Source organism: Thermococcus sp. 2319x1, assembly GCF_001484685.1.
In the GTDB taxonomy this organism is placed as follows: Archaea; Methanobacteriota_B; Thermococci; order Thermococcales; family Thermococcaceae; genus Thermococcus_A.
The window spans coordinates 974,698-999,124 of record NZ_CP012200.1 but is presented as its reverse complement, the minus strand read 5'-3'; the positions used below and the strand labels follow the sequence as shown (position 1 = coordinate 999,124).

27 protein-coding genes and 2 pseudogenes are annotated in these 24,427 nt (G+C 43.7%); 16 read left to right on the top strand and 13 right to left on the bottom strand.

The window, feature by feature from the left end:
- Positions 1 to 9 precede the first annotated feature (9 nt).
- From ADU37_RS05620 to ADU37_RS05585, 8 genes and pseudogenes are all read left to right on the top strand, one after another.
- Positions 10 to 684 (top strand): adenylate kinase, encoded by a 675-nt coding sequence (locus ADU37_RS05620; RefSeq protein WP_058946681.1) that lies wholly within the window; start codon positions 10 to 12, stop codon positions 682 to 684.
- Between the two features lie 6 nt (positions 685 to 690).
- A complete protein-coding gene (locus tag ADU37_RS05615; RefSeq protein ID WP_058946680.1) occupies positions 691 to 972 on the top strand; it encodes an MTH1187 family thiamine-binding protein in 282 nt (93 codons plus the stop codon).
- 1 nt (position 973) lies between these two features.
- Entirely contained in the window at positions 974 to 1,651 is a 678-nt protein-coding gene (locus ADU37_RS05610) for a class I SAM-dependent methyltransferase (protein WP_058946679.1), read from the top strand.
- Entirely contained in the window at positions 1,644 to 2,042 is a 399-nt protein-coding gene (locus tag ADU37_RS05605; protein ID WP_058946678.1) for a ParB/RepB/Spo0J family partition protein, read from the top strand. The genes ADU37_RS05610 and ADU37_RS05605 overlap by 8 nt, the downstream gene beginning before the upstream one ends.
- A gap of 12 nt (positions 2,043 to 2,054) precedes the next feature.
- A pseudogene (locus tag ADU37_RS05600) lies at positions 2,055 to 3,565 on the top strand (potassium channel family protein).
- Between the two features lie 11 nt (positions 3,566 to 3,576).
- Entirely contained in the window at positions 3,577 to 4,698 is a 1,122-nt protein-coding gene (locus tag ADU37_RS05595) for an ATP-NAD kinase family protein (protein WP_058946677.1), read from the top strand.
- A 48-nt stretch (positions 4,699 to 4,746) separates the two neighbouring features.
- Positions 4,747 to 5,556: a hypothetical protein gene (locus ADU37_RS05590; RefSeq protein ID WP_058946676.1), complete on the top strand. Its 810-nt coding sequence runs from the start codon at positions 4,747 to 4,749 to the stop codon at positions 5,554 to 5,556.
- 56 nt (positions 5,557 to 5,612) lie between these two features.
- Positions 5,613 to 5,759 (top strand): C2H2-type zinc finger protein, encoded by a 147-nt coding sequence (locus ADU37_RS05585; RefSeq protein WP_058946675.1) that lies wholly within the window; start codon positions 5,613 to 5,615, stop codon positions 5,757 to 5,759.
- Between the two features lie 80 nt (positions 5,760 to 5,839).
- On the opposite strand, the gene ADU37_RS05580 is transcribed toward ADU37_RS05585, so the two are convergent.
- Both ADU37_RS05580 and ADU37_RS05575 read right to left on the bottom strand, forming a co-directional pair.
- Positions 5,840 to 6,862 (bottom strand): cell wall-binding repeat-containing protein, encoded by a 1,023-nt coding sequence (locus tag ADU37_RS05580; protein WP_082663026.1) that lies wholly within the window; start codon positions 6,860 to 6,862, stop codon positions 5,840 to 5,842.
- A 34-nt stretch (positions 6,863 to 6,896) separates the two neighbouring features.
- Positions 6,897 to 7,574 carry a metal-dependent hydrolase gene (locus tag ADU37_RS05575; protein ID WP_058946673.1) on the bottom strand — a complete coding sequence of 226 codons (678 nt, stop codon included), beginning with the start codon at positions 7,572 to 7,574 and terminating at the stop codon, positions 6,897 to 6,899.
- Positions 7,575 to 7,851: 277 nt separating this feature from the next.
- On the opposite strand from ADU37_RS05575, the gene ADU37_RS05570 reads away from it, so the two are divergent.
- A complete protein-coding gene (locus ADU37_RS05570; RefSeq protein WP_058946672.1) occupies positions 7,852 to 9,051 on the top strand; it encodes a proteasome-activating nucleotidase in 1,200 nt (399 codons plus the stop codon).
- A 157-nt stretch (positions 9,052 to 9,208) separates the two neighbouring features.
- Here ADU37_RS05570 and ADU37_RS05565 read toward each other — a convergent pair whose 3' ends face one another.
- Positions 9,209 to 9,769, bottom strand: a complete 561-nt coding sequence (locus ADU37_RS05565) for a CBS domain-containing protein (protein ID WP_058946671.1) — start codon at positions 9,767 to 9,769, stop codon at positions 9,209 to 9,211.
- A gap of 177 nt (positions 9,770 to 9,946) precedes the next feature.
- On the opposite strand from ADU37_RS05565, the gene ADU37_RS05560 reads away from it, so the two are divergent.
- The 3 genes from ADU37_RS05560 to ADU37_RS05550 are packed head-to-tail and all read left to right on the top strand — an operon-like array spanning position 9,947 to position 11,469.
- Positions 9,947 to 10,447 carry a hypothetical protein gene (locus ADU37_RS05560; RefSeq protein WP_058946670.1) on the top strand — a complete coding sequence of 167 codons (501 nt, stop codon included), beginning with the start codon at positions 9,947 to 9,949 and terminating at the stop codon, positions 10,445 to 10,447.
- Between the two features lie 9 nt (positions 10,448 to 10,456).
- Positions 10,457 to 10,705, top strand: a complete 249-nt coding sequence (locus ADU37_RS05555; protein WP_058946669.1) for a hypothetical protein — start codon at positions 10,457 to 10,459, stop codon at positions 10,703 to 10,705.
- Between the two features lie 8 nt (positions 10,706 to 10,713).
- Entirely contained in the window at positions 10,714 to 11,469 is a 756-nt protein-coding gene (locus ADU37_RS05550; protein WP_058946668.1) for a 7-carboxy-7-deazaguanine synthase QueE, read from the top strand.
- Positions 11,470 to 11,560: 91 nt separating this feature from the next.
- Here the strand turns inward: ADU37_RS05550 and ADU37_RS05545 are convergent, their stop codons facing one another.
- Positions 11,561 to 14,002 carry a tRNA(Met) cytidine acetyltransferase TmcA gene (locus ADU37_RS05545; protein WP_058946667.1) on the bottom strand — a complete coding sequence of 814 codons (2,442 nt, stop codon included), beginning with the start codon at positions 14,000 to 14,002 and terminating at the stop codon, positions 11,561 to 11,563.
- Between the two features lie 116 nt (positions 14,003 to 14,118).
- On the opposite strand from ADU37_RS05545, the gene ADU37_RS05540 reads away from it, so the two are divergent.
- Complete coding sequence (locus ADU37_RS05540; RefSeq protein WP_058946666.1) at positions 14,119 to 16,026, top strand: S9 family peptidase; 1,908 nt, start codon at positions 14,119 to 14,121, stop codon at positions 16,024 to 16,026.
- A gap of 355 nt (positions 16,027 to 16,381) precedes the next feature.
- Positions 16,382 to 16,607 (top strand): annotated as a pseudogene (locus tag ADU37_RS11295) (IS982 family transposase); the annotation flags it as partial.
- A 53-nt stretch (positions 16,608 to 16,660) separates the two neighbouring features.
- Here the strand turns inward: ADU37_RS11295 and ADU37_RS05535 are convergent.
- Positions 16,661 to 17,449: a DUF63 family protein gene (locus ADU37_RS05535; protein ID WP_058946665.1), complete on the bottom strand. Its 789-nt coding sequence runs from the start codon at positions 17,447 to 17,449 to the stop codon at positions 16,661 to 16,663.
- Positions 17,450 to 17,552: 103 nt separating this feature from the next.
- Between ADU37_RS05535 and ADU37_RS05530 the strand changes: the two genes are divergently transcribed.
- Positions 17,553 to 17,924, top strand: coding sequence for a hypothetical protein (locus ADU37_RS05530; RefSeq protein ID WP_058946664.1), 372 nt, complete (start codon positions 17,553 to 17,555; stop codon positions 17,922 to 17,924).
- Positions 17,925 to 17,952: 28 nt separating this feature from the next.
- Here the strand turns inward: ADU37_RS05530 and ADU37_RS05525 are convergent, their stop codons facing one another.
- The 6 genes from ADU37_RS05525 to ADU37_RS05505 all read right to left on the bottom strand — a co-directional run bounded on the left by ADU37_RS05525 (position 17,953) and on the right by ADU37_RS05505 (position 21,801).
- Positions 17,953 to 18,951: a DUF5305 family protein gene (locus tag ADU37_RS05525; protein WP_232054753.1), complete on the bottom strand. Its 999-nt coding sequence runs from the start codon at positions 18,949 to 18,951 to the stop codon at positions 17,953 to 17,955.
- Positions 18,952 to 18,998: 47 nt separating this feature from the next.
- Positions 18,999 to 19,943 carry a hypothetical protein gene (locus ADU37_RS05520; protein ID WP_058946662.1) on the bottom strand — a complete coding sequence of 315 codons (945 nt, stop codon included), beginning with the start codon at positions 19,941 to 19,943 and terminating at the stop codon, positions 18,999 to 19,001.
- Positions 19,940 to 21,007, bottom strand: coding sequence for a signal peptidase I (locus ADU37_RS05515; RefSeq protein WP_058946661.1), 1,068 nt, complete (start codon positions 21,005 to 21,007; stop codon positions 19,940 to 19,942). Before ADU37_RS05515 ends, ADU37_RS05520 begins: the two co-directional genes overlap by 4 nt.
- The gene (locus tag ADU37_RS11625; RefSeq protein ID WP_238982018.1) at positions 21,004 to 21,087 is read right to left on the bottom strand and encodes a hypothetical protein; all 84 of its coding nucleotides are present in this window, start codon (positions 21,085 to 21,087) and stop codon (positions 21,004 to 21,006) included. The genes ADU37_RS05515 and ADU37_RS11625 overlap by 4 nt, the downstream gene beginning before the upstream one ends.
- Positions 21,088 to 21,125: 38 nt before the next feature.
- Positions 21,126 to 21,503: a hypothetical protein gene (locus ADU37_RS05510; RefSeq protein ID WP_058946660.1), complete on the bottom strand. Its 378-nt coding sequence runs from the start codon at positions 21,501 to 21,503 to the stop codon at positions 21,126 to 21,128.
- Positions 21,504 to 21,588: 85 nt separating this feature from the next.
- Positions 21,589 to 21,801 (bottom strand): hypothetical protein, encoded by a 213-nt coding sequence (locus tag ADU37_RS05505; RefSeq protein WP_048874654.1) that lies wholly within the window; start codon positions 21,799 to 21,801, stop codon positions 21,589 to 21,591.
- 435 nt (positions 21,802 to 22,236) lie between these two features.
- Here ADU37_RS05505 and ADU37_RS05500 point away from each other — a divergent pair, with 435 nt between their 5' ends.
- Positions 22,237 to 22,887: a hypothetical protein gene (locus ADU37_RS05500; protein WP_238982014.1), complete on the top strand. Its 651-nt coding sequence runs from the start codon at positions 22,237 to 22,239 to the stop codon at positions 22,885 to 22,887.
- Here the strand turns inward: ADU37_RS05500 and ADU37_RS05495 are convergent.
- Together ADU37_RS05495 and ADU37_RS05490 are read right to left on the bottom strand one after the other, a co-directional pair.
- Entirely contained in the window at positions 22,879 to 23,637 is a 759-nt protein-coding gene (locus ADU37_RS05495) for an energy-coupling factor transporter transmembrane protein EcfT (RefSeq protein ID WP_058946658.1), read from the bottom strand. The genes ADU37_RS05500 and ADU37_RS05495 overlap by 9 nt on opposite strands.
- Positions 23,634 to 24,422 (bottom strand): energy-coupling factor ABC transporter ATP-binding protein, encoded by a 789-nt coding sequence (locus tag ADU37_RS05490; RefSeq protein ID WP_058946657.1) that lies wholly within the window; start codon positions 24,420 to 24,422, stop codon positions 23,634 to 23,636. Before ADU37_RS05490 ends, ADU37_RS05495 begins: the two co-directional genes overlap by 4 nt.
- Positions 24,423 to 24,427: the final 5 nt, after the last annotated feature.

Genomic DNA, 24,427 nt, shown 5'->3' with positions numbered 1-24,427 from the left:
GGTGATCGAATGAACATTCTGATTTTTGGGCCTCCGGGTTCTGGAAAATCGACACATTCGAGGAAAATCGTTGAGAAATACGGCCTCGAGTACATAGCCTCCGGGGATATAATCCGGGCAGAGATAAACAAAGGAAATTCTCTTGGCTTGGAGATGAAGAAATACATAGAAAGGGGCGAGCTTTTGCCTGATACCGTTATAAACACCCTCGTGCTCTCAAGATTGAGGAGAAAGAGGGAAAACTTCATCATTGACGGCTACCCAAGAACGGCTGAGCAAGTATTAGCCCTTGAGAACTTCCTCTACGACCACGGCATTAGGATAAACCTGGCAATAGACATTTTCATCTCAAAGGAAGAAAGCATAACGAGAATCTCCGGAAGAAGGATATGCAAAAACTGTGGGGCTGTGTACCATATAAAATACAATCCACCAAAAGTCCCCGGAAAATGCGATATTTGTGGAGGTGAGGTTGTTCAGAGAGAGGATGACAAGCCGGAGATAGTTTCCAGGAGATACGACATTTACATCAACAACATGGAGCCCATCATTAAATTTTACAAGGGCCAGGGGGTTTATGTGCAGATAAATGGACACGGAGGAATTGAGGAAGTCTGGGAGAGGATAAGGCCTCTCTTGGATTATATATGGAATAGAGAAAGAAAAAGGGAAGAGTTCAGGTGATGCAAAATGGCGGTGGCTGAAATTTGTATTTTCCCCCTTGGAACGCAAACACCGAGTGTGGGGGAGTATTTAGAGCCAGTATTTGAAGTAATCAAAGATAGCGGGTTGAAGTACATGACGTGCCCAATGGGGACTGTTGTTGAAGGGGACATTGATGAAATACTCGCTCTCATTAAAAAGTGCCACGAAGCAATATTTAAAACTGGAGCCCAGAGAGTTGTGATAAGTTTAAGGATTGATGACAGAAAAGATAAGGAGCTTACAATAGAGAGCAAACTGGGTGTATAACGTGGAATACTTCGATAAAATCGCCCCTCGCTACGATGAGTGGTATAAGACAAGAGTCGGGTGCTATGTTGATAAAACGGAAAAAAGGTTAGTATTCTCTATGATAAAAACCAAAAGCGGAAAAGCCCTCGACCTTGGATGCGGAACTGGTAACTATACCTTAGAACTCTATAAAAGAGGGTTTGAAGTTGTTGGAGTTGATTTGAGTGAAGAAATGCTAAAGATAGCAAGAAAAAAGCTTCCAGATGTTAAGTTCATCAGGGCAGATGCACGTTCGTTACCCTTTGAGGAGAACACATTTGACTTAGTTTTGAGCGTTACGATGTTTGAATTTATACATGAACCTGAAACGGTTCTCAGAGAAATCTACCGAGTTTTGAAGCTTGGAGGGGAAGTGGTGATTGGCACGATGAACGGTAAAAGTTTATGGTTCCTCTTCAAGCGCTTAAAAAGTCTTTTTGTGGAAACTGCATACCGGTATGCGAGATTTTATACGCCCAAAGAGCTTGAAAGGCTAATGGAAGAGGCAGGTTTCAGAGACGTGGAGAGCAAGGGAATTATATACTTTCCTTCATTTTTTCCATTTTTGGGACTTGCTGAGAAGTTTGACCAAAAGTTCAGCGATAAGCTAAAGAACTTTGGGGCGTTTATAGTTGTTAGGGGAGTTAAAGGTGATTAGACTCATAACCAGAGAGGAGGCATTTAAAAGAGCTGAGAGGATAAAGAAAGAAAATGAAGCCCTTTATGGTGTGCCATTCCAACTGGAGCACAAGTATCTTCCCCTTGATGCCCTTATACCGACCCAGTGGGAGCTGAGTGAGAAGAAGCTGTTAGTAGTGCTTCAAGAGATAGCCCACGGTTACGATGCTCCCGTTATAGTTCTAGAGCACAAGGGAAACTATTATATCTTGGACGGCCATCACAGAGCCTATGCCAGGAAAAAGCTAGGCTTTTCGCAGATTGAGGCAATAGTCCTTAGACCCCTCAGAGAAATCCCCATAAAAATCGAGGAATCGGTGAGAAGGGCAAGATTAAAAAGTCTTGATGATATCGTGATAGCTAAGGAGTAATTTGGTGGGAGCATGTGTGAATATGTCTTTGAAAATGGGAAAAAATGCGGAACAAAGTCTTTAGCTGGTTCAAAGTACTGCTCACTCCATATCCCCCTCGAGGAAGGTGAACTACTTTATGGGGGAAAAATAAGGGAAATTAAAGAAAAGGCCTTTAAGAGAAAGCTGGAGAGGGGAGTTAGATATTTTGAAGGTGTCCAGCTGTATGAGGCTAAAATTTCTAACTTGACAAGTGATAAACCCCTTATTTTCAAGAACTCAAAGATAAAGACCCTTATTGTTGAAAATTCTGAATTAAAAGGGCTGTCTATTTTTAACTGCGAAATTGACAAGGTTATACTCTTGGCATCGTCTATAGCCACGCTATGGGTAAAAGACTCGGTCTTTTTTGGATTCAATATCCTTGACATCAAATTTGAAAACTCAATTTATGTGAGGAACAGCACGGTTCGATATTTGATGATGAACTCAGTCCACCACGTAGAAGGGACAAGCATAGGTGAGGGGGAATATGGAGAGAAGGAAACAGTGTATGGAAGAATAGAATTTTCAGACCTTAAAAACGTTAGAAGAATAGGGGTGAATTCCAGATACCCTCTGCTTAAGGAACTTTTAGAGGAACATGGAATAAACCTGCCTGGAATGTCAAGGAAGCATGTAAAGGCAAAGATCTTTCTTATAAAAAATGTAGAATTTGATCCCAGTCCGAGGTTTAAGAGACAGGTCAGGATATTCGTTAGAAACTTCGATGGAACACTTCAGCTTGAGAATCTTGAAGTTCCGGGGCACGTGGAGATAAGGGGCGGGAGGTTAAAAGTTCCTGAGTTTGTGCACACCACAATTTACAATAATCTGGTCTTTAGGGGTGTTTCATTTTATGGGGACACAACATGGAACTTGACGGTGCTCCCAAATCTTCTGACGGAGCTGGGTGTGAGAGGCTTCGTGATCCTTGAGGAATGCAGCTTCAACAATCCAACAATGGAGGAGTTTTTCTACCGGCTGGCAAGGATTACATGGGAAAAAGTGGCGACAAAGAGAAGGCAGATCAATATTACTATTTGGAGATGCTTGCCAGAAGAAAGCAGAAAATGGGGAGGTACATGACATATTTACCCAAGCTCGGAATCAAAGTGAGTCTTCCACACCTTCCCGCTGGTAGGGTTAGAACCAAAGTAAAACACTACATTCATCTTTTAGAGGGACTTTTTGAGTGGTTTTTTGCAGATTTGACGTGTAAATACGGAACGGACTGGAAGAGGCCGATTATTATCTGGATAGCTATGGTCAACCTTGTATTTCCAACAATTTTCTACTTCACAAAAAGCGTTACAAGCTCTGGTGTGCCGTTGAGAAGTTTTCTCGATTACGAGTATTTTAGCGTAGTAACCGCAACAACACTTGGCTACGGTGATCTCCATCCCATTGGGGTTGGAAGGGTTTTTGCCTCACTTGAGGCTCTCTTTGGAATGTTCATGTGGGCCGTCTTTCTGACGGTCTTTGCAAGGAAATACATGAGATAAAGGTGAGAAAAATGAGAGTTGGCTTAATAGTCAATCCTATAGCCGGAATGGGTGGAAGGGTCGCTCTAAAAGGCACAGATGGTGTGGTCGAGGAGGCTATAAAGCGAGGGGCAAAGCCCGTGGCGCTTGATTTTACAAAGCTTTTTTTAAATGAGCTCTCTCATTATGGCCTTGATGTCGAATTTTTGACAGGGCCTGATGGACTGGGGGAAGAAGCACTTAAAGAATTCAATTTCCCGTATAGAGTTATTAAGCACAGAGAGATCAAATATAGGGAAATATCGGGAGTTAAAATTCCGGATACCACAAGGGAAGACACTAAAACACTTGCAAAGCTTATGAAAGATAAAGTAGGCATACTGCTCTTTGCAGGGGGAGACGGGACAGCTAGAGATGTGTATGAGGTAATAGATAAAGAAAAACCCATTCTTGGGATCCCTACTGGAGTTAAGATGTTCTCCGGGGTTTTTGCTACCTCTCCAGAGGACGCTGCAAGGCTTCTTGTGGAATTCGCAAAAGGAAACGCAAAGCTTGTAGAAAGGGAAATCCTTGACCTCGATGAAAACGCTTACCGGCACGATGAAGTAAAAGCAAAGCTCTATGGAAAAGCCTTAACTCCCTATGTGGAGACCCTTGTGCAGGGGGCAAAGGAGACTATTCCACTTGATGAAGAGGGAGAACTTGATGCTATAGTGGAGGCCATTGTGGAGGAGCTTGAGGATGGAGTCTACTTTCTGGGAGCCGGCTCAACTATAAAAAAGCTCAAAGACATGCTTGGAATAGATGGAACTTTGCTGGGGGTCGATATAGTTGAGATAAAAAACAGGAAAGCGAAGCTTCTCGTGAAAGATGCCCAGGAAAAAGATTTGCTGGAATACCTTCATAGAAACCCGAAAATCATTGTGACTGTTGTAGGGGGCTTGAACTTTCTTTTTGGTAGGGGCAACCAGCAGTTTTCTCCGGAAGTTTTGAGGCATATACCAAAGGAAAATATTATTGTTGTGGCGACTCCTTCGAAAGTTAAAGGGGCGATTAGGGTTTATACTGGAGACAGGCGAGTTGATGAGAAACTTAAAGGCTACATAAAGGTTAGAATCTCTCCTTGGGCAGAGAGAATTGTAAAGGTTATCTAAGCTCAAGGTTTATAACTTGGGAACCCTTTTCTATTTTTGGTGATAAACGTGAGATTTGAGGTGCTTAGTAAGGAAGATATGATAAGACTTTCAAAGGAACTCAGTAAAGAGGGGATAATGAACAAAACCCGAGAAGAGCTTGGATGGGAGCTTCACCACCTCATTGTAATCAAAGACAAGTTCAGTGAGCTGATCAGGAAATCTGAAGGTATTGAAGTACTTGAGGATACTCTCGAAGGAATAAGAGCAACTTTTGATGCCCTTATGGATGAATGGAATGTTGGAGAAGAGAAAGAATTTAAGGATCTCTTTGATGAGGTTAACATTCCCAAGCTGACGCTCCTAACGGCCTTGATAGAGAACGGATACGTCGAGGGGGAAGAGAGGCTCAGGCTTGTTAAAAAGCCCAAACTTGATGAACTTGAAATTGAGCTCAGGTTTAACATTGACGAGCTTGAAGACGTGCTGGAAGAAATAGAAGATAAGCTCGATGCAACCCTTACAACTGAGCTTTCCTTTATGAGAAAGTACTTTGTTGAAGTTCTTGAGATTGAGGAAGAACTGATAAAGAGGGCTCTGGAGATAGCGGAGGAATATGCTACCGAGGAATCTTTAGTTGAGGCGATGTTCGTGGGAATTGGAAAGTCCGTACTGGCAAATACAATACTCAAAATAGCCGAAAAGAAGGACACAAAAATGGAATTAGTCGAAACCCTCCTGGAGCATGAGCCTCTAACGGTAGAAGGGAGAAAAGAGAAGATAAACATATACTTTGACGAAGAGGCAATAGAGGATATATTAAAAGAACTGCAGAAAATGGGTTATTTGAAGGTAAAAGGAAACAGGATATGGCTTTAATAGTGGGATAAAGCTTAAAAATCAATAACTAAATTAGGGCATGGGGGTGGAGGAGAGTGGCGGTGCTTAAGGCAATAAAAATCAAGGACAGAGACGGGGAGGTCTTTTTTAGATGCCCAAGATGTGGAATGGTCTTTAGAAAGAGCAAGGATTACATCAAGCATATAAACAAGTCCCATGGGCATCTTTTTAGAAAAGCGTGATTTTGTTCTTTCCTTCCTTTATATAGGGGATGAAGAAAAGTCAGGACGCTGATATGTGATGAGCGGTAGGGCTTTCTGACCTATTCCTTAAGGTCTATTTCCTTCACAAGCTTGACAATGAAAGTCTTGCCGATTTTCTCCCTCTCAACCAGCTGTTTCTTTTCAAGCTCTTGGATTATTCTGCTCACTGTTGGTCTCGAATAGCCGGTAAGCTCTGGGAGGTCTTCTTGCTTCACTTTTCCACCCTGTTCTATTAGGGCTTTTACAACGATTCTTTCTTTTTCTGTCAGAACTTCCACAGGTATTTTGTGGGAATACCATTTCCTCTTTGCCCAGTACAGTGTTATCGGGAGGGCAACTGCCAGTGATAGCATGGCACCTATGAGAAAATATCTATATGGAGATGGCCTTTCTGGAGGAGACACGGGGGGTTTTTCTACGTTCTTTCCGAGCCAGTAGGTTTCGTATCCCATACTCTTTAATTTTACTTCAATTGTTTCATTCAATCCTGTTCCAACCAGAATAACAAGGTTTGGCCTTAAATGGTTTAACCCCGCGATTGCGTGCTCTGAGAGATCGTTTTCTAAAGTTAGTAAGAGCGGTAGATCATACTCCATTGCAAACTTTGATGCGGCAAGGGCAGAGCCATAATCTAAAGCACTAGCCAGCACTACTGCTTTTGACCCCTGAGGGTAAAAGTGAACAGCCAATTTTTCCGCTGTTTCAGTCCTTACATCTCCCCCTATTCTCGTAACGCTGTATCCCATCTTGAGGAGCTCATCCTCGACCTCCTTGCTAACCGCGTTTGAGTTCCCAACTATCAAGACTTTTTTCCACCCTAACTGGATGTATGAATAAAGCTGAGCCCATGTCTTTTCATCCAGCTTTTGGGGGTTAACGGGAAGAACAGGAATGTTAAGAAGTCTCGCATAGGGTTGAACGGTAATATAATCTATGAGGTCATCGTTTCTAACTATTATCAGTTCGTACTCAGGTCTATTCTCTTCCTGCTGGGCATAAATCGGGACGGCTATGAAAGAGGCAAGTATTAAGGCCGCAATGATTATTAATGCGACACGCTTAGTCTTCAATACACTCACCACATTGAGGCTAAAAAAGAAAGTTTAAAAGGTTTTTTCAAAGCTCAAAGACCTCTCCTGGTTTTAGTATGATGACCTCTGCCTTGTCTCCAACAAGCTCTTTGAATTCTTCTGGGTCCTTGGCTATTGGTGGGAAGGTTCCATAGTGCATTGGTATAACGTATTTCGGTTTAAGGAGCTCAACGGCCTTTGCCGCCTCTTTGGGCCCCATCGTGAAGTGTCCCCCTATTGGAAGCAAGGCAAGATCTATTCCATAAAGCTCAGCGAAGAGCTCCATGTCCTTGAAAACGTAGGTGTCTCCAGCGTGGTAGATTTTCTTTCCTTCGAGTTCTATTATGTATCCGCAGGCGTTTCCAATGCTGTATTTTCCGTCGCTGCTTGAATGCCATGCCGGGACTTGAATTATTTTGACCCCCTCAACCTCAGTTGGGCCGTAGTTCATTCCTATTGTCGTTATACCCCTATTGTTTTCTACGAGATAGTTGGCCATGTCGTACATTGCCACTATCTTTGCCCCAGTTTTTTGAGCAATTTTTACTGCATCACCAACGTGATCTCCGTGTGCATGGGTCACAAGAATCAGGTCAACCTTGTCAAAGTCCTCAGGTTTTGCTGCCGCATTTGGGTTCCCGGTTAAGAACGGGTCTATTAGTATTCTTTTCCCTTCCCCCTCTATTTCAAATGCTGCATGTCCCAGAAACCTTACCTTCACCATCATTACCACCTCCCTGAACGTCCGAGTACAAATAATAACAAAAGATTACTTAAACCTTTCGAACAATTCGAGGGTGAAGTTTTCCGTTTTAAGATGTGATCGGCCAAAATCAAGGTCAAAATGGGCGGTTTGTTTATAGAGGAGGTTTCACGTTTTTTGAAAGGGCATCCATAAACCAAAAGTTTATAAGCTCTTCAGAATTCCTACTCACAGGGAGAGTGTATGGGTAAGTTAATAAGGTTCTTCTTCATAAGTTATATACAGGAGGGTTTAGATTATGAGCGATGTTGAAGATGTCAACGTGAAGCACGAAGAGGGTTATGATGATTACGTTTACTACCTCAAGCGTAGAATAAGGCAGCTTGAACTCCAAGTGAGAACGCTTGAGGCTGATAAGGAGAGACTTGAGAGGGAGCTTTCACGCTTAAGGATGGAGATGTCCAGACTGAGGCAGCCTCCAGCTTTCGCTGGTACTTTAATTGAACTTTTGGATGAAGACAGGGCTATTGTTCAAAACTACAATGGCCCAAGGTTCGTTGTGAGGATTGCACCGTGGATAGAAAGGGAGAAGCTAAAGCCCGGTGCCAGAGTCGCCTTGGATCAAAGAACAATGGCGGTTATAGAACTTTTGCCGTCTCAAAAAGACCCATCTGTGCTGGGCTTTGAGGTAATTGAGAGACCCAAGGTCACCTACAATGACATAGGTGGACTGAAAAAGCAACTTATGGAGCTAAGAGAGGCCATAGAGCTTCCACTCAAGCACCCTGAGCTCTTTGAAAGGGTTGGGATTGAGCCACCCAAAGGGGTACTTCTCTACGGTCCTCCCGGCTGTGGAAAAACCCTAATGGCAAAGGCGTTGGCTAATGAGGTAAATGCAACCTTCATAAGGGTCGTCGGCAGTGAACTTGTGAGGAAGTACATAGGGGAAGGCGCCAGATTAGTTAGCGAGCTTTTTGAACTGGCAAGGGAAAAAGCACCGTCAATAGTTTTTATTGATGAGATAGACGCAATAGGTGCAAAGAGATTGGACGAAACAACCGGTGGAGAAAGAGAGGTCAACAGAACTTTAATGCAGCTTTTGGCTGAACTGGATGGCTTTGATCCGAGGGGCAACGTTAAAGTTATTGCTGCCACAAACAGGCCTGACATCCTTGATCCGGCTTTACTTAGACCGGGAAGATTTGATAGGCTTATAGAGGTTCCGCTGCCAGACTTCAAAGGAAGGTGGGAAATCCTTAAAGTTCACACGAGAAAGATGAACCTTAAGGGCGTTGACCTCAAGGCCATAGCGGAGATGACGGAAGGGGCAAGTGGTGCAGAGCTTAAGGCCATTGTAACAGAGGCGGGAATGTTTGCCATCAGGGAAAGAAGGGAGTACGTAACCCACGAGGACTTCATAAAGGCCGTTGAGAAAGTCCTTGGCTCAGAGGAAAGATTAGCTCAGCAGATAGCTTCACACGAAGTTATGTACGGTTAATCTCAAAAACTCCCGGTTCCCTCTTTTTTCTGCAGGAAGCCTTAAATATTTTCAATGCCAATAATCCGGGATTCCCCTCTTCCGGCTTGAGGTTTATAACGCACAACTGGCGAGCTTCTCTTCGAGTTTACCCTTGTACCTTCTTCGAGCTGACTTCTTATTTTATTTTGAACAGATCTGAGCGGGTTATTATTCCAACGGGCTTGCCTTCTCTGTCCTGAACTATAACCGCTGGATGCTCCTCGAGGAGGTACTTCACGACTTCAATGCTTTCATCCTCATTTATTATTGGAAAAGGCTCGTCCATAATCTCCATAACCTTCTTTGAAAGCAAGTCTTCATATTCAAAGCTCTTCCTAACGAGAGTTTTTTCCGTAACAGAACCGACCACCTTGTTGCCCGCTATTACGGGAACTTGGGAAATGTTGTGTTTGCTCATCAACCTAACAACGTTTTCAACAGTTTCGTATGGTTTGACCCCTATTATGGGAGAGGACATTATTTCCTTAGCCCTAAATCGAGCCTTTTTACATTCAGCCAAAGCCTGGAGAATTCGATTGAAAGTTGATAATCTAGGATCAACTTTACCGCTTTCAAGCTTTGCTATGTAAGCCTGCGTAACTCCAGCTTTTTCCGCAAGCTCTTCTTGTGTTATGCCAAGCTCCTTTCTAAGCTTCTTTATCTCGCGAGGGTCAATAGGCTTGGGAACGATAACCATAAATAACCACCAGTTATTAATGCAGCCAAAGTTTTAAAAACTTTGGTAGGGGGGCGTTAGGGATGTTGCCCCCCTGGGGGTCCCGAGGTCATCGCAACCCAATACTCCTCGGGCAATAAACATTAGCCCTAAAGGCTTATAACCCTTGAGGAGTGATGAATCTTCAAGGTGTAAAGCATGGCCGGAACAATAAGCAAGGTGGTTAGATTTACCAATGAAGAGGAGTTTTTGGAGGATATGGAGGAGGCTATGGAAAGGTTCACATATCTCGCGAGCAGATATGGAGTCAACGTCATAGAGGGAGTCCTCCTATGGGACTATGTGGGCGTAAGGGATGACGAGGGCGTGAAGATATTCAGGGTTGGGGAGTTCCCATACGTAGAGGGGACGCTTAAAGTTGATTTGGAAACCCTAAGAACCCTTGAGAGGTATTTCGACGAGATGGAGAGCAAATGGGAAGACTTAACGACGGATGAGATAAACTATTTCGTTGAAATGCTTAACGAAGCCCTGGGGGAGGAAAGGGTTTACTATGAAGCTTACGACCTTGGCTTGGATAGGGACGAGGCTTACATAATTCTTAATATAAAGGGTCTTTACCACTTGGAGAACGTTGTAGATGCCGAAGATAGGCACGTTCTGGAAGAGGCCGTTTCTATTTTGATGAAGTACGTGTAGGTGAGGGAAATGCTGTTTAAGAAAAAGGGGCTCTTTACCGTTAGCGATGCTATGAAGGTCATAGAAATAGCAAGCAAAGAGGATCCGAGGGAGATCATTATTATGTGCGAGGCTATTGATGAAGAAGCAAAAAGAAGACTTTGGGACTACGCCAGAGGGGTAGAGCTTATGGCAGATCTGACTGGAGAAAATAGAAGCGTCAAGATTGAAATACTTGAGGGATACGTGAGTGACAAGGTGAAGGGCATAGAGCTTTAGGTGATTCCATGTTCCTGGCCGAAATCTTCAACAGCTGGCAGGGAGAGGGGGGAAGCGTAGAGGGAAGTGCCTTTGGCAGAAGGCAGATTTTTGTTAGATTTGCCGGTTGTGACCTTAGATGCATCTGGTGCGACTCTGCAAGCTATATCATAGCTTCTAACGTTCCAAGATGGCGCTACGAAGTGAAGCCTTTTACTGGAAAGTTTGAATACAAGCCCAACCCGGCAAAGCTTGAAGAAGTTGTTGATGTTATCTTAAAGCTGGACACCGGAGATATACACTCAATAAGCTACACCGGCGGAGAGCCAACTCTGCAGACGAAGAACCTCTACGCCCTCATGGAGGAGATGCACGATTTGGGATTCAAAAACTTCTTAGAGACCAACGGCAGCAGGCCGGAAAGAATAGGAGAGGTTTCCCACCTTGTAGATTATGCGAGTGTTGACATAAAAGATGAGACCGCCAAAGCAAGTGAAAATTGGCGAGGGCTGGTGCTCAGAGAAGTGGAGAGCATTAGGATACTCAAGAAGGCAGGGGCAAAGACTTATGCAAAGCTTGTGGTCACAAAAGACACAAAAGAAGAAAACGTGAGATGGTACGCGGAGTTGCTGAAGAACTTAGCCCCCCTTGCCATACAGCCCAAGGAGCCGATTGATATTTCCCAGCATCAACTTATGAGGCTTTACAACATCGCCGCAAAGATAATGGGAAGAGAAAACGTTGGTTTAAGCTTTCAGGTGCACAAGTATCTAAACGTCCTTTGAGACGAATTTTTAACCTGCTCGTGGAGTTTTTCTCAGGCGATGATGACATTGGCCTTTGGGGTACTGATGCCCGGGATCGACGAAGCTGAGCCTACTTGAGTATGTGCTTGTAGTAGTACCAGAGGCCTCTTATTATGTCCCTAACTTCTATCATCGTGAACATTGGGCTTCTATCAATGAACTTTGCAGTTTCTTCCCACGTATGTGCTTGAAGAACGCGGTAGATAAGGAGGTGTATTTGTCTCTCATCGAGATAAGGCTTCATCCAGCCGTCGAGGAAATAAAGCTTTACCACCGGCTTCACTGCATCAAGAACGGTATCATACGTTAGGACTTTGTCCACGAACATCTCGAGCCTCTTCTTCTGCACATCCGTCAGGGTTATCGGGTAGTTGACGCTCTCTCCAAAAGGTGTTTCAAAGAGCCATCTTGCTATTTCTGGCTCTAAATCTCTATGCGTGTCTCCAAGCCACTCCGTGAGTCTAATTCTAAATTCATCGTTGGCTTTCCTAACTATCTCTTGAGCCTTCTTGCTTATTGGCTTTATCACTATTGCCGTGTACTCCCCGCTTACTGGGTTTCTTGAAGGACTTAAATGAACAGGGGCAAACCCATTTCTTATCCAGAACCTTATGAGCTCTTCACTTGCTCCAAACCCGCTTCCTACCCAGTCAAGACCTTCTCTATCGGCCTCTTGAATTAACAGTTCGAGCGCCTTGCTCCCAAGACCCATGTCCATCGCATCTGGATGGGTGGCTATTCTAACCACCCTATAACCTTTTAACTTCGCAAAATCTTTTGCATAGTGGTGTTTCACCATCATGTCAGGGATTATGTTCCCTCTCGGCTTGTAGCCCTTAGCCATTTTGTCTATGTCCTTTTTCGGAATTCCCCCTTCTTTGGCTATCTGCACGGCACAGACTATCTTTCCGTTTTTGAGCCTTAGAACCCTTGCTTCATGGTGTGGTGCATCGGCTAAAAGTGCCACATCGCTCGGTCTGTTTCTGTAGTGGGCAAGAACGTAAATACCGACGAAGTGCCTCAAATCTTCTCTATCGTTTTCAAACCAGTCATCAAGGTCGGGCTTTTCAAAGTAGACTTCTTTTCTCCTAATAAGCTCGTAGTCTTCCTCAGTTAGCTCCACAGGCTCGGCGTCCAGCAGGAGAACGTCAAAGAGCCACCTCTCAATCGGGTCGTCGCTCTCGTACCTAATTGGAACTGAGAGATGTATCTCCTTGAACTCTCTCTTCTCCTTGGCCTTCTTTAGGAACTTGACAGAGAAACCCCTTCCAGCACCTTCATATCCATGGATTGTGGAGGAGTAAATTACTTTGGGCTTTGTGAGGTATTTGTGGAGTATTGGGACGTGAATTCCAGCGGCTTCGTCAATTACATAGACGTCTGCATTCATTTTATAGCCTTGAGTTGGGGGGTAGTACCTTAGCCTGATTCCTTTGGCGTATATTTCCTTTATGAGGCCGTTTTCTTCTATAACTTTTGGTTTATACCCGAGCTTCTGGAGGCTTTTCTTTGCAAAGCGGAAGAGACTCTGCACATTTTCGAGCTCTGGAGCTGTGACAACAATCCTTACACGCTTTTTCTTCGATTTCACCGCGAGACCAACAGAACCTATACCAACGCTGACACTCTTTCCTCTTCCCCTATCGGCCGTTAGGACGACCATCCCATCGTTTTCTATCAGCCCTTCGAGGGCCTTAAGAACCTCAACCTGACCGTTTGTGAGGCAGAGCTCATAGAGCTCTCTTGGGAACTTTATTTCGCTTGGTATTTCGATCTTCTCCCTTTCAGGGAGCTTTGCCTGGCCCTTCTCGTTTTTTGGACCCTTTAGAATTTTCTGGTTTTCGGCGTTTAGGATGTAAATTCCTTCATGCTCTTCAAACTTTCTGATGAGCCTTCTGTTAAACCTTTTTTTCACGTCATCTATGGTGTAGGGAGGAGTAACGAGGCTTTTGTGGAAGCCAGTCCACATGTCCTTCCACTTTTCAAACGGGTTGGCAAGGATGAATATCAACCCCCCTCCCCTTACGGTCTCTATTATCCTACCGAGGTCATTGGGGGAGAAATCATAGCTGAGATCGAGAACAAGCAGGTCATAAGTTCTCCCAAGAATATCGTGGGTGTGCTTAAAGGTGACGGCGGTAACGTTTACATTTTCTCCGGCAAGAACATCAAAATGCTTTCTAAATTCTTCATATCTCTTTCTTCCAAAAGTTTCCTGCCCAAGGGCATCGGTTGCATAAAGAACTTCAACCTTATCCTCGCTCTCATCCCTGAGCTTTTTCTCCATAAGTTCTTCAAGAATTGAGGAGATTATTTTGGCAGAAGCTCCGGCAAGAATTCCAGCCAAGGTGGCTTTTTTCATCGTATCCCCAGCTAAAACTATCATTCTTCTATGGAACTCTTCAATAGCCTCAGCGAGAGCGGTTTCAGTGAGCTTTAGAGTTGGATCCTTAACACCCTCGCTTTTAGCATAGTCTCTCACTTCTTTGTCGAATCTCACTTTCACGGTCATTTTTTCATCCCCACAAATGAAAAAGCCGGGATGTTTAAAAACCTATACTTCATTAAGATATCAATTTAAACGCTAAGCTTTTATACGAAAAGAGCCTACTTAATATGGTGGTTTTAATGAAGAAGATTGACATCAAAGACCTGGAAAAGTTTAAGCTTGTCGGTGGACTTGATGTACACAGAAGAAAAGTTGCTTTTACGGTAAGCGAAATCAGCATAGAAAAAGATGACTACTTCTCAAAAATCTATGTTTATGACGGTAGGAAGGTTGCACAGTTTACTTCTGGACCAAAAGACTCAAATCCGCGCTTTTCGCCAGATGGTAAGTTCATAGCTTTCACATCCAAAAGGCACAAGGAAAGCAAGGAGGCTGAGCTTTACTTAATCCCTACAACTGGGGGAGAGGCGAGGCTTATCACCAAGTTTAAATTTGGAATAAATGACTACGAGTTTTCACCTGACGGCAAAACACTCGCCGTTATAACCCCGGTGGAGATTGAGAAAAAATCAAAAGATGACGTACACATAATCAAGGAAATCCCCTTCTGGTTCAATGGCATTGGCTGGGTTTATGGAAAGCGGAACCACATCTATCTTGTCGATGTTGAGAGCGGGAAAAAGAGGAAGCTGACGAGAGGAAGCCTTAACGTTCAAACTTTAAAATGGAGCAAAGATGGAAGCAAAATCTACTTTGTTGCCCAGGAGGATAGGGAAAAGAGGCCTATGATAAGCGATCTCTTTGTTGTTGATCTTAAGAGCAGGAAGGTTGAAAAGTTGACCGATTCAAAGTGGCGCATTGGCGATTTTCTTCCCCTCGAAGACGGCACGTTCATTCTTAGAATGAGCACCCTTGGGAGAGGCATTCCAACGAACACTCACATCTATCACTTCAACCCCGAGACGAAAGAAATCAAAAAGCTCACGGCAAAGCTTGACCGATCAGCATATAACTCCCTCAACTGCGATGTAAGGGGGCCCTCGCGGAATCCGCTTGTTTATAAGGACGGCTGGGTTTACTACATAGCCACGGACGGCCCAAGGGCAAACCTCTTCCGTGTCAACCTCAAAGGGGAGATAGAGCGTGTAATCGGCGGAGATAGAAGTGTTGAGACTTTCGGCATCGGGGATTACATAGCCTTCATTGCTCAAGACGCGGTTACTCCGACGGAGCTCTACATCCTCAACGACGGGGAGGAGAGGAAGGTTACCGACTTCAACGGATGGATAAGGGGGTATACCCTTTCAAAGCCGGAGCACTTCAAAGTCAAAGCGAGCGACGGCGTCGAGATAGACGCGTGGGTGATGAAGCCCGTAGATTTTGAGGAAGGTAAAAAGTACCCGGCCGTTTTGGAGATCCACGGCGGGCCAAAAACAGCATACGGCTACTCTTTCATGCACGAGTTCCACGTTTTGACTGCCAAGGGCTTCGCGGTGATATTCTCCAACCCGAGGGGAAGCGACGGCTATGGTGAGGATTTTGCTGACATAAGGGAGCACTACGGCGAGCGTGATTATCGGGATTTAATGGAAGTGGTCGATGAGGCGGTAAAGAGGTTCGACTTTATAGATGGGGAGAAGATAGGCGTAACCGGCGGTTCCTACGGAGGCTTCATGACGAACTGGATAGTTGGCCACACCAACCGCTTTAAGGCCGCCGTGACCCAGCGCTCGATATCGAACTGGACGAGCTTTTTTGGAACGACGGACATAGGCTACTACTTTGCCCCCGACCAAATAGGTGGTGATCCCTGGAGCAATCCGGATGGTTACTGGAAGAAGAGCCCGTTGAAGTATGCTCCCAACGTCGAGACCCCTCTCTTAATAATCCACAGCATGGAGGACTACCGCTGCTGGCTTCCGGAGGCACTGCAGTTCTTCACCGCCTTAAAATACCTTGGAAAAACCGTCGAGCTCGCCCTATTCCCGGGTGAGAACCACGACCTCAGCCGCTCAGGAAAACCAAAGCACAGGGTTAGGAGGCTTGAGCTTATCGTTGGATGGATGGAGAGGTGGCTTAGGGGGTGAATCTTCCACTCTTTAACTTACCTTCACTGAATTCATGAAGCTCAACACTAAATGTGTGTCGTTGATGAGGTAGCTTTCTCCATTGGGCTTGAAGATCTTAGGGAGTACTTGAACCAGGAGATTTCCAGAAGTTCCGAAGCCAAAATAGTAACAGTCCCCTTCTTCAGGGCTGTCATTTTAGAGGATTTTTCGCAAAGAACTCATTTCTTTGAGTACGAGAATTTATCATGTTCGTAAAGAGTTAAATTTTGAGAGAGGCCATTGTGTTCTACCTCTGCTTTGTTTTGTTTAGGAGTGTTGAAATTATCTATCCCACTTCCCATCAGGTCGTTAGTTTAATTTTTTGTGTTGATTTGTGGTCGTGATGGACTTCCAGAGGGGAATCTTGATCATAATAATCATAAAACACCACCCGAAAAACACCCACAATGAAATCAGCCCTACAACCTAAATAACCTTCGCAATACTAGCACACTTACACTTTAACGGAATTTACAGGCACGCTTACAGAGTCCTAATAGAGAAGCTCTTCCCAAAAATCAAGTACGAGAGGAGAACGCTTGAGCAGACACGAAAAACTCTACCATCTGTTTTCTGTGTTAACTCAAAAGTTGGGGAAAGAGTTAAGAAAAGACTAACCAATTTGTAAAATCATCTGGGCCGGATCCCTTATTGCCGGACCCAGTCCAAGTATGTAAACTGCCAAATACCAAAATCTCCTCTCTTCCTCATCTGGCACTAAATATCTCAGACCATAATAAACCACTATAAGGATGAGCACTATCCATGGATAGTACACAAAAGCTCCGAACTTCTGAACTAGAATGTTCTCAATCCAGTGAACTTCCCGGTAGCCGTAGTAGTGGATAGCCACAACCGTGGATCCTATGTCAAAGATGTGGGCGAAAACAGAGAACAGATAGAGCTTTTCAAAGGGTCTGAATTTGTAATAAACCAAAATAGGTAAGAGAAATATTAGTGTATAGAATATCGTCAGCCCATAAGGTTTCCAGCTTTTGACGTTTGTGATCAGGAGATAGTTGGCATACAAAGCCAAAACCGTTCCCCATGCTACCGTAATTTTTGGGTACGTTTTTAGCCTTGAATCTGCGAAAATGGCAGGTAAAATCAACAAGAATGCCGTGAAAAATATTCCTGGGGTCAAAATAAGGGGGTGAGGCTTCAAAACTCCCCCATCCACAAGGGCCCTAACCGTAGAGCCAAACACAACCATCGGAGTAACAGCGTAGAAAAGTCTCTCATCCACTTTTATCTTGAGGGGCCTTATTATCCATCTGTATGTGTAGATAATTGCTAATCCCAGAACGACGGCATAGACAATGGTGTTGTATGGATTGTAGCCCTCTCTTGTGTACATAGGCCTTATAAAGTACTCCCATATGAATCCCTCAAGTGATTCCATCTCGCATCCCCAGAAGGCTTTTCTTTGCTTCCTTAAATCTTTTTCTCCTTCAAAGTGTAAGGTTTAAATAAAATGAAATCTAATAATTTCCGAGGTGATTGAAATGCCTATGCATCCGTTTGTTCCTGGACTTATGGCAGCCATGGGACTCATGGCAGTGCTGGTGATCTTAATAGCCCTGATAATTGCAGGATTTTTCCTGATGCTCGGAGCGAAGTTTGCAGGGATAGAGGAAGCAACTCTCGGAAAGTCCATGATAGCCGTTGTTGGCGGTGGAATCCTTGCTTTACTTATATGGTGGATACCGGTCATAGGATGGATATTGGGGATAATAGCATACATCTGGGTCATAAAAACGGTCTTTAATACAGACTGGATAAAAGCAACGATAGCATGGCTAATGACAATTATTGTAGAGATACTGGTAGTGTTTGTTTTTGCATTAATCTTGGGTATAGGCATTGTTCTCTTTTGATTTTTAAATTTTAAAAAGAAGAGGAAGCTCAGTTGTTTTCTATTTTTCTATATTCGTACGCTATATTGCCGTCAATTATCGTATAAACGTCCTCTTTGCCATCCTTGTAATGAAGGATTGGCTTGTCCAAGAGGTCAAAGGCCTTCTTTAGGTCTTCCTTTGTGGCGAGAATTACCCTTTTCTCCACATGAATTGGGGCTCCCTCCGTTATGTAGGGGGACAAGTCCTTAAATTCGTTCTTGGGCCTTTGGGCCCTTATCGTGTAAACTCCGCCCAATAGAGGGGTTAAGAACAGCAATGCCAATATAGGAGCCACTTTCTTTGCGGTATCTGCGTAGAAAGGCAGGCCGGCAATCGTTACTACAGTTTTCTTCGCTCCTTTTTCTACCACCGTCTTCTGCATGCTTTCTTTCTCGTTGGTGAAGTAGTAAAGGCCAGCGCTTGAGTCCTTAACTAAAGATGAACTGTGCTCAAAGCTTTCAGTTATATCCCTTCCATAAACATTTCCTTCTACATTAACCCTGGTAACAAACGTTATCTTTCGGTTTACCCTCTTCAAGCCGAGCTGCTCCATTATCTCATTTGTCCTGTTTTCGAGTTTGGTTAGATTAAGTTCGTACTGCACAAAAAATTTACCGTCCTCCAGCTCTCCAGACTTTTCGAAGAGCTTTTCTTCCCACAGAACTACTTCCTCGCTACCTCTGTTCACTGTATATTGAACTATTCCCTGAGCGTTGTAAGTTCCCCTTATTGAAGTCATTGGGGTAAAGCGATAGCTATATGTCACTACAAAGCTCTCTACTAGGGGAATGGGGTATTCTTCCCTACTGAGCCTTTCTCCATAAAGCGTGTTGTTTTTCAGAAGAGCCACATGAATGAGCTCTCCTTCTTGGGTGTATTTACCAAGGGTTCGCTGGGTAGTTACGACAGAGCTAACTCCCATCAGCTTTATTGAATAAAACCCAAAAAACAGGAAGAGAACAAGCGACACTGCAAGGACTTCTCTTCTGCTTACCATTTTTTTCATTTTCTCTTTTATATTATCTCCATCCATACAACTTTCCTCCCAATAAATCAACCTCTCCCATGAGAGTTTCCATTCTCCTTATCATCTTCACAATCAACATTTGCTTCAACTGTAATATTGTTGCTGACTATTCCATATCCGACTATCTCAGCACCTTCGTTTAGTGAGTAATTACCGCAAGATGTGAACTCCCATTTTCCACCTTTTCCTGTTTTTACCCATCTTGTGAAGATTGTGACGTTCATGTGAACACTTTCTCCCGGGCCCAATTCAACGTTCCACTCTAAGTGATCCGACTTCCCATGTCTTGTAAAGTTGTAGGTTCCCTTGCTTGCACTTGTTCTGTTTAAGTCCACATCAAACTCTCCAGGAATAACATCTTTTATGGTCAGATTCCTCGGTGTTCCCGAATTGTTAACCTTTATCTGGAACACCCATTCTTGATATGTTTTCAATGGAATGTTGGTCGTATTTCCGCTCAGAAGAACCTTTTTTATCTTTGGCCCGCTCAGGATTACCACCCTTATCGGGCAGGTCTCTATTACGGCATCTCCGCCGTCCCAAGTGGCATAGAGGGTTATGGGAACCTCATAAGTTCCCGGGTCTGCATTTCCAACACTGATGTTGCCCCAAAAAGTGTAGTATTCCTGGGAGTTGATTGGCCGTGTTATGGCATCTTCGCTCTCTATCCACATATCGACTCCACTCGGAAGGTTAGAGTAATCCGGGTCAAGCCATATATTGACGGTTTCGAGTTCGTTTAAGTAGTTGCCAACGGTTAGTGCATCAAAAGTAAGTTCGCTGTTCTGGTCAACTATCACCGTTGCTGCATAGCCATCGTAACACATGAAGCTCAAATACTCTTCATCGTGAGGGACAACTGCAACTTTTACCTCTCTCTCGGCATTAAAGTAGACAAAAGTCCCGCTTGAACCAATGACTATCAGTGATGAGAGAAGCAACAAAAGCATAACTGGGATAAGTTTTCTCATCTTCCAAACACCCCCATTTTGATTTGCCTTAATAAGCTCGATCTCCTATTTCTGATTTTCAGCACGTCTTCATTTCCAATGCCCGAGATTAAGTAAAGAACTCCAAGAAAAACTGAAGTCTCAAAGAGTATTGCAAAAACAGGCAACACTGGATTTGCTCTATATAGAAAGCCTATAAGCGATTCGGGTAACAGTGGGATGTAGGCGTTTACCCTGACCTTATCCGTGAATAAAGAAGTCTCTTCGGGTGCGTTTATTGTAACCTTAACCGTCTCTTCCTCTTGAGGCCCTAATTCAAGCTGAGTTTTTGATAGGCTTGAGATTCCTCCAGTCTGGGGCTCGAGGTAGTAGATCATTGGGTAAAAGTTCCCGTTTTTGATGGTGATTTCTCTCTCAAATGTGGAACCCGGCAAAACCCAGCCTTCCCTCTGCCCTCCTGCGGATGTTACCGCATAATCTATTGGAAACACCTGCCATGAAACGAAAATCGATGCCGAGAGCATTATTAGGAGAAAGGCCGAAGTTAAGATGTAAAGCGTTTTGAACTTAACCTTAATGAACTTTGCCCTTTTTCTTCTGTGTTTTGACTCTCCGGTAAACACAAGGGCGCCGAGGATTATCATCAAAGCAGCGAAAAGCATTTTGTTTCTTCCAGAGATTCCCTTTTGGATGTATGTGCCCAATTGAGGGATTTTTAACGGTGAGTCACCGACAGTGATAACTTTTCCCGCTATTTTATCTTTTGAAACTGGACTTGCTTTCCCTTCCTGCTGGTCGGTTGCAACGTTGTTGTCACCTTTGGTAATGTAGCCTTCTTCAACAATCGCCACAACTCTATGCACAGTCCAGCTGCCCCTTAAGTTGAAAACAAGTATATCTCCCACATCGGCACTCCTTGAAATGGGATTTATGAAAAACAAATCCCCCCTATTCAAAGTAGGGGTCATGCTATCGGAGGAAACATAAGACATAAATACGGGTCTATCAAGAAGAGCTCCAACGATAGACCCGACAACAAACACGGAAACCGTGAGAATCAGGAAATATTCAAGGAACTTCTTCATCCGCAAGAACCCCCAAAAGCCTGTATTGTAATGCTCTGGGTGTAATCTCCTAAAGATAAACCCCCAGTATCAAAGCGCATTCCAACTTGAACACTCTGGTTTTCATGGACTTCAAACTCTATGCTCTGACTCCAATTGACAAAGTAGAGTATATCGCTGAGATTACCACAAGGAGTATGTTGTTGAGCCAGAGGCCTAAGAGAGCGAAAAGGACAGAAACTCCCGAGTAAAAGGTACTCCAGCTTATGTCGTGCTTTGAAACAACTTCCATGTAAACGTCGACATCTTCCGGAACCTTAAGCAATGTTACCGTGTTGTGGTCGAATTTTATTATTCCCGCCCTTTCCAACTTTGGAAGATGGGTCTGAAACAAACTCACGTAAACGCTTTTTCTGTGTTTTCTATCGTTTTGCCCTTCATTTTCAGCTATAAAATCCACAATCTCCCTTAATTCGGCCTTCCCATTGTTGTCCTGAAGGAACTTTAGGAGGAGCATCCTTCTGTCGTTCCCAAGATCATTGATGAGGGGCTTATTGCGTCATTTTCCCCGTTTATTCCGGCCCCCCTTGGAATACTCCTCATTACCTCACCAGCCGATAGTGTCTTCTGTGGTTTCCGTTTCTGTAGAAAAACTCAACTTTTCCTGCTTGTGATAGGTTTCTTAAAGTTCTCTCGACCTTCTGCCTGGTACATTCAACACCCCTCTCATTGAGAAAGCGGGTTAAAAAAGAGACCGTTAGCTCTCCTTTTTCCTTAAGAAGCTGAAGGATCTCTTTTTCAATGTTAACATTCATTTCTTCCACAATATCATCTCCTGACGAATGTTAAGTTAAACAGATTGATTTAAAAACAGTTCAAATTACAACAACCGCTTAGAACTTGTAGGTGCTAGTGATATATAAACGTTTGGAAAAAGTTCGATTTTCAATTTTTTAAAATTTTATCCTTTAAAACAGTCTGCATAGCTTTATACAGTTTTAAAAACATGGAAAGGGAGATAATAGGGTTTAATAAATTCTGAAAAGGATTTAATAGTTATACAATACTTTAAGATCTTTGCATTTTATTGGATTTTATACGCTTCCTTTCAATCAAAATGTCATAATGGATTCATTGTTTAGTTATACTCTTAACTTACTCTAAAGGAACTTAACAAAAGGATGGGAAAATATCCAACAGTTTTTAGCCCATTCAAAAAATATAAATATCGGGACGTCAAAGTTTTATTGATGTCGATGTTCTTCAGGCCGAGTGATACCCCAAAGAATATCATTGAGATGCTCGAAGAGCTTACCCCGTTAGTTGGCGGGTTAGAGAACAGCAGCATGGCGGGAGTTATAACCACCGATGCCTTTGCCCAAACCCTGGTCCAATACTCTTCAATTGCAAACGCCCTAAATCTGGAAATTCCAACCTACTACCTTGAGCCCACCAACGGGTTTTCACTAAAGATGCTCAGCAAGTTCTCAGAAAAAAGTGAGAACATCTTAATGGGTAAGGTTTATACCCTGGGGGAACTTCTGGATGCACTTGAGATGGTCCATGATGACTCCTTCGTCTTTGTCTCGAACTTTGGAATCCTTGAGGAGATAGATAAAAAGGGCATGCTGGAATTGAGAAAAATCGTCGATAGGAAGGGCATATTTTTGATACTCTCCCACAATGCCCTCGAGATAAACGAACTTAATTTGATCTCCGAGTTTAGGAGGCTCTTCCTCATCCCTGAGCTTTTTGAGCATCTTTTAGTTATGAGAATCAGCGGCTATAGGGGGCACTATAGGTTAAATCTGACAGTCCTTAAAGCCCCTCCTGAGTTTGTAAAAAACACGGGAGAGCATAGCATACCAATAGACTCAAAGATAAAGCTGATTTTAGAATAGCCTGATGTACCCAATTCCGAGGAAATATCTCGCATAAACCGCGAGGAAGAACAGGGCGAAAGTTATTCCGAGCGCTATGTAGTCCTTTACCTCCATTTTGATGTTGTGGAGAAAAGTCCTCCTTTTGCTTGCTCCAAATGCCCTGCTTTCTAAAGCTATGCTGAGCTCGTGGGCGGTTTTTATTGATGCGACTATCAGAGGGATTAAAATGGGAACCGTATTTTTAGCCCTCTGAATGAAGTTGCCCCTTTCAAGCTCAAGTCCCCTTGACTTTTGAGCATCCATTATAGTCTGAGCCAGCATGTAGAGAGTTGGGATGTATCTAAGGGCTATAGTCAAGGTAAGGCCAATTTCATAGGGCATTCCCATTTTAATGAAGCCAAGGATGAGATCCCTTTGGGGCGTTGTCATTATCAGGCCCAAGGTAAGCAGGGCAACCGAAAGAAGCCTTATTCCATAGCCAAAACCTATAAAGAGCCCAAAATACCACGGCTTTAGAATAAACGGCCATACAAGCATTGCAATCATAGAAATCGGGATTAATGGTTTGAGAACGTTAAAGATTTCTCCAATGGTTATCCTGCCCAGGATGACAAGGGTAAGGACTATCAGGAGGAAAAGAAGGGTTAGAAGTATGGGAGAGTTAAAGAGGATCAAAGCTATTATGCCAAAAAGAGAGCCAATTATCTTCACCCTCGGATCGAGACGGTGAAGGAAGGAGTCCCTCTCAAGGTATAGCTTGTACATCATGTTCTCATCTCCAAGGCTTTTACGAACTCCTCAACACTCCTGAAGAATCCCAAACCTATCTCCTCACTTATTGTGAGAAGCCTTGGCCTGTCTAAGTCGTATTTTCTTAGGTCAAGCTCAAAAAACTCTTTAACGCCCCCATCAAAAACCTTTTTTCCTTGGTATAGAAGTACAACCCTCTCTGCCAGCTCAAGAACCAGGTCCATCTCATGGGTTATTAAAACTATCCCATGGCCTTCTCTGTAAAGTTTTCTGATTATCTTTTTTATGCTTTCGGCATTTTTTTCATCGAGTCCCGTTGTGGGTTCGTCGAGGATTAGATATTTGGGCTTCATGGCCAAAATGCATGCTATTGCCAAGCGCTGCTTTTCCCCACCGCTGAGAGAATAAGGTGAGCGATCCTCATAACCCTCGAGGTTAACCTCCCTTAACGCCCATTTGACCCTCTCCTTAACCTCTTCCTCCGAGAGACCAAGATTTTTAGGACCAAAGGCAACTTCCCTAAAGACGTTCTCCTCAAAAAACATGTGCTCTGGATTCTGAAAAACGTAACCAACAACTCTCGCAAGCTCGGCAACACTGTGTTTTCTAGTGTTCATACCATCCACTACAACTTCACCTTTTGTTGGCTTCAAAAGTCCATTCAAATGCTTTGCGAGGGTTGTTTTCCCAGAACCGTTGGGGCCAACTAAGGCTACAATCTCGTTTCCGAAAGTTAGACTAACTCCCCTAAGGGCTTCTTTCTTCCCCTCGTAGATATGCCACAGATCCCTTACCTCTATCATCTTTC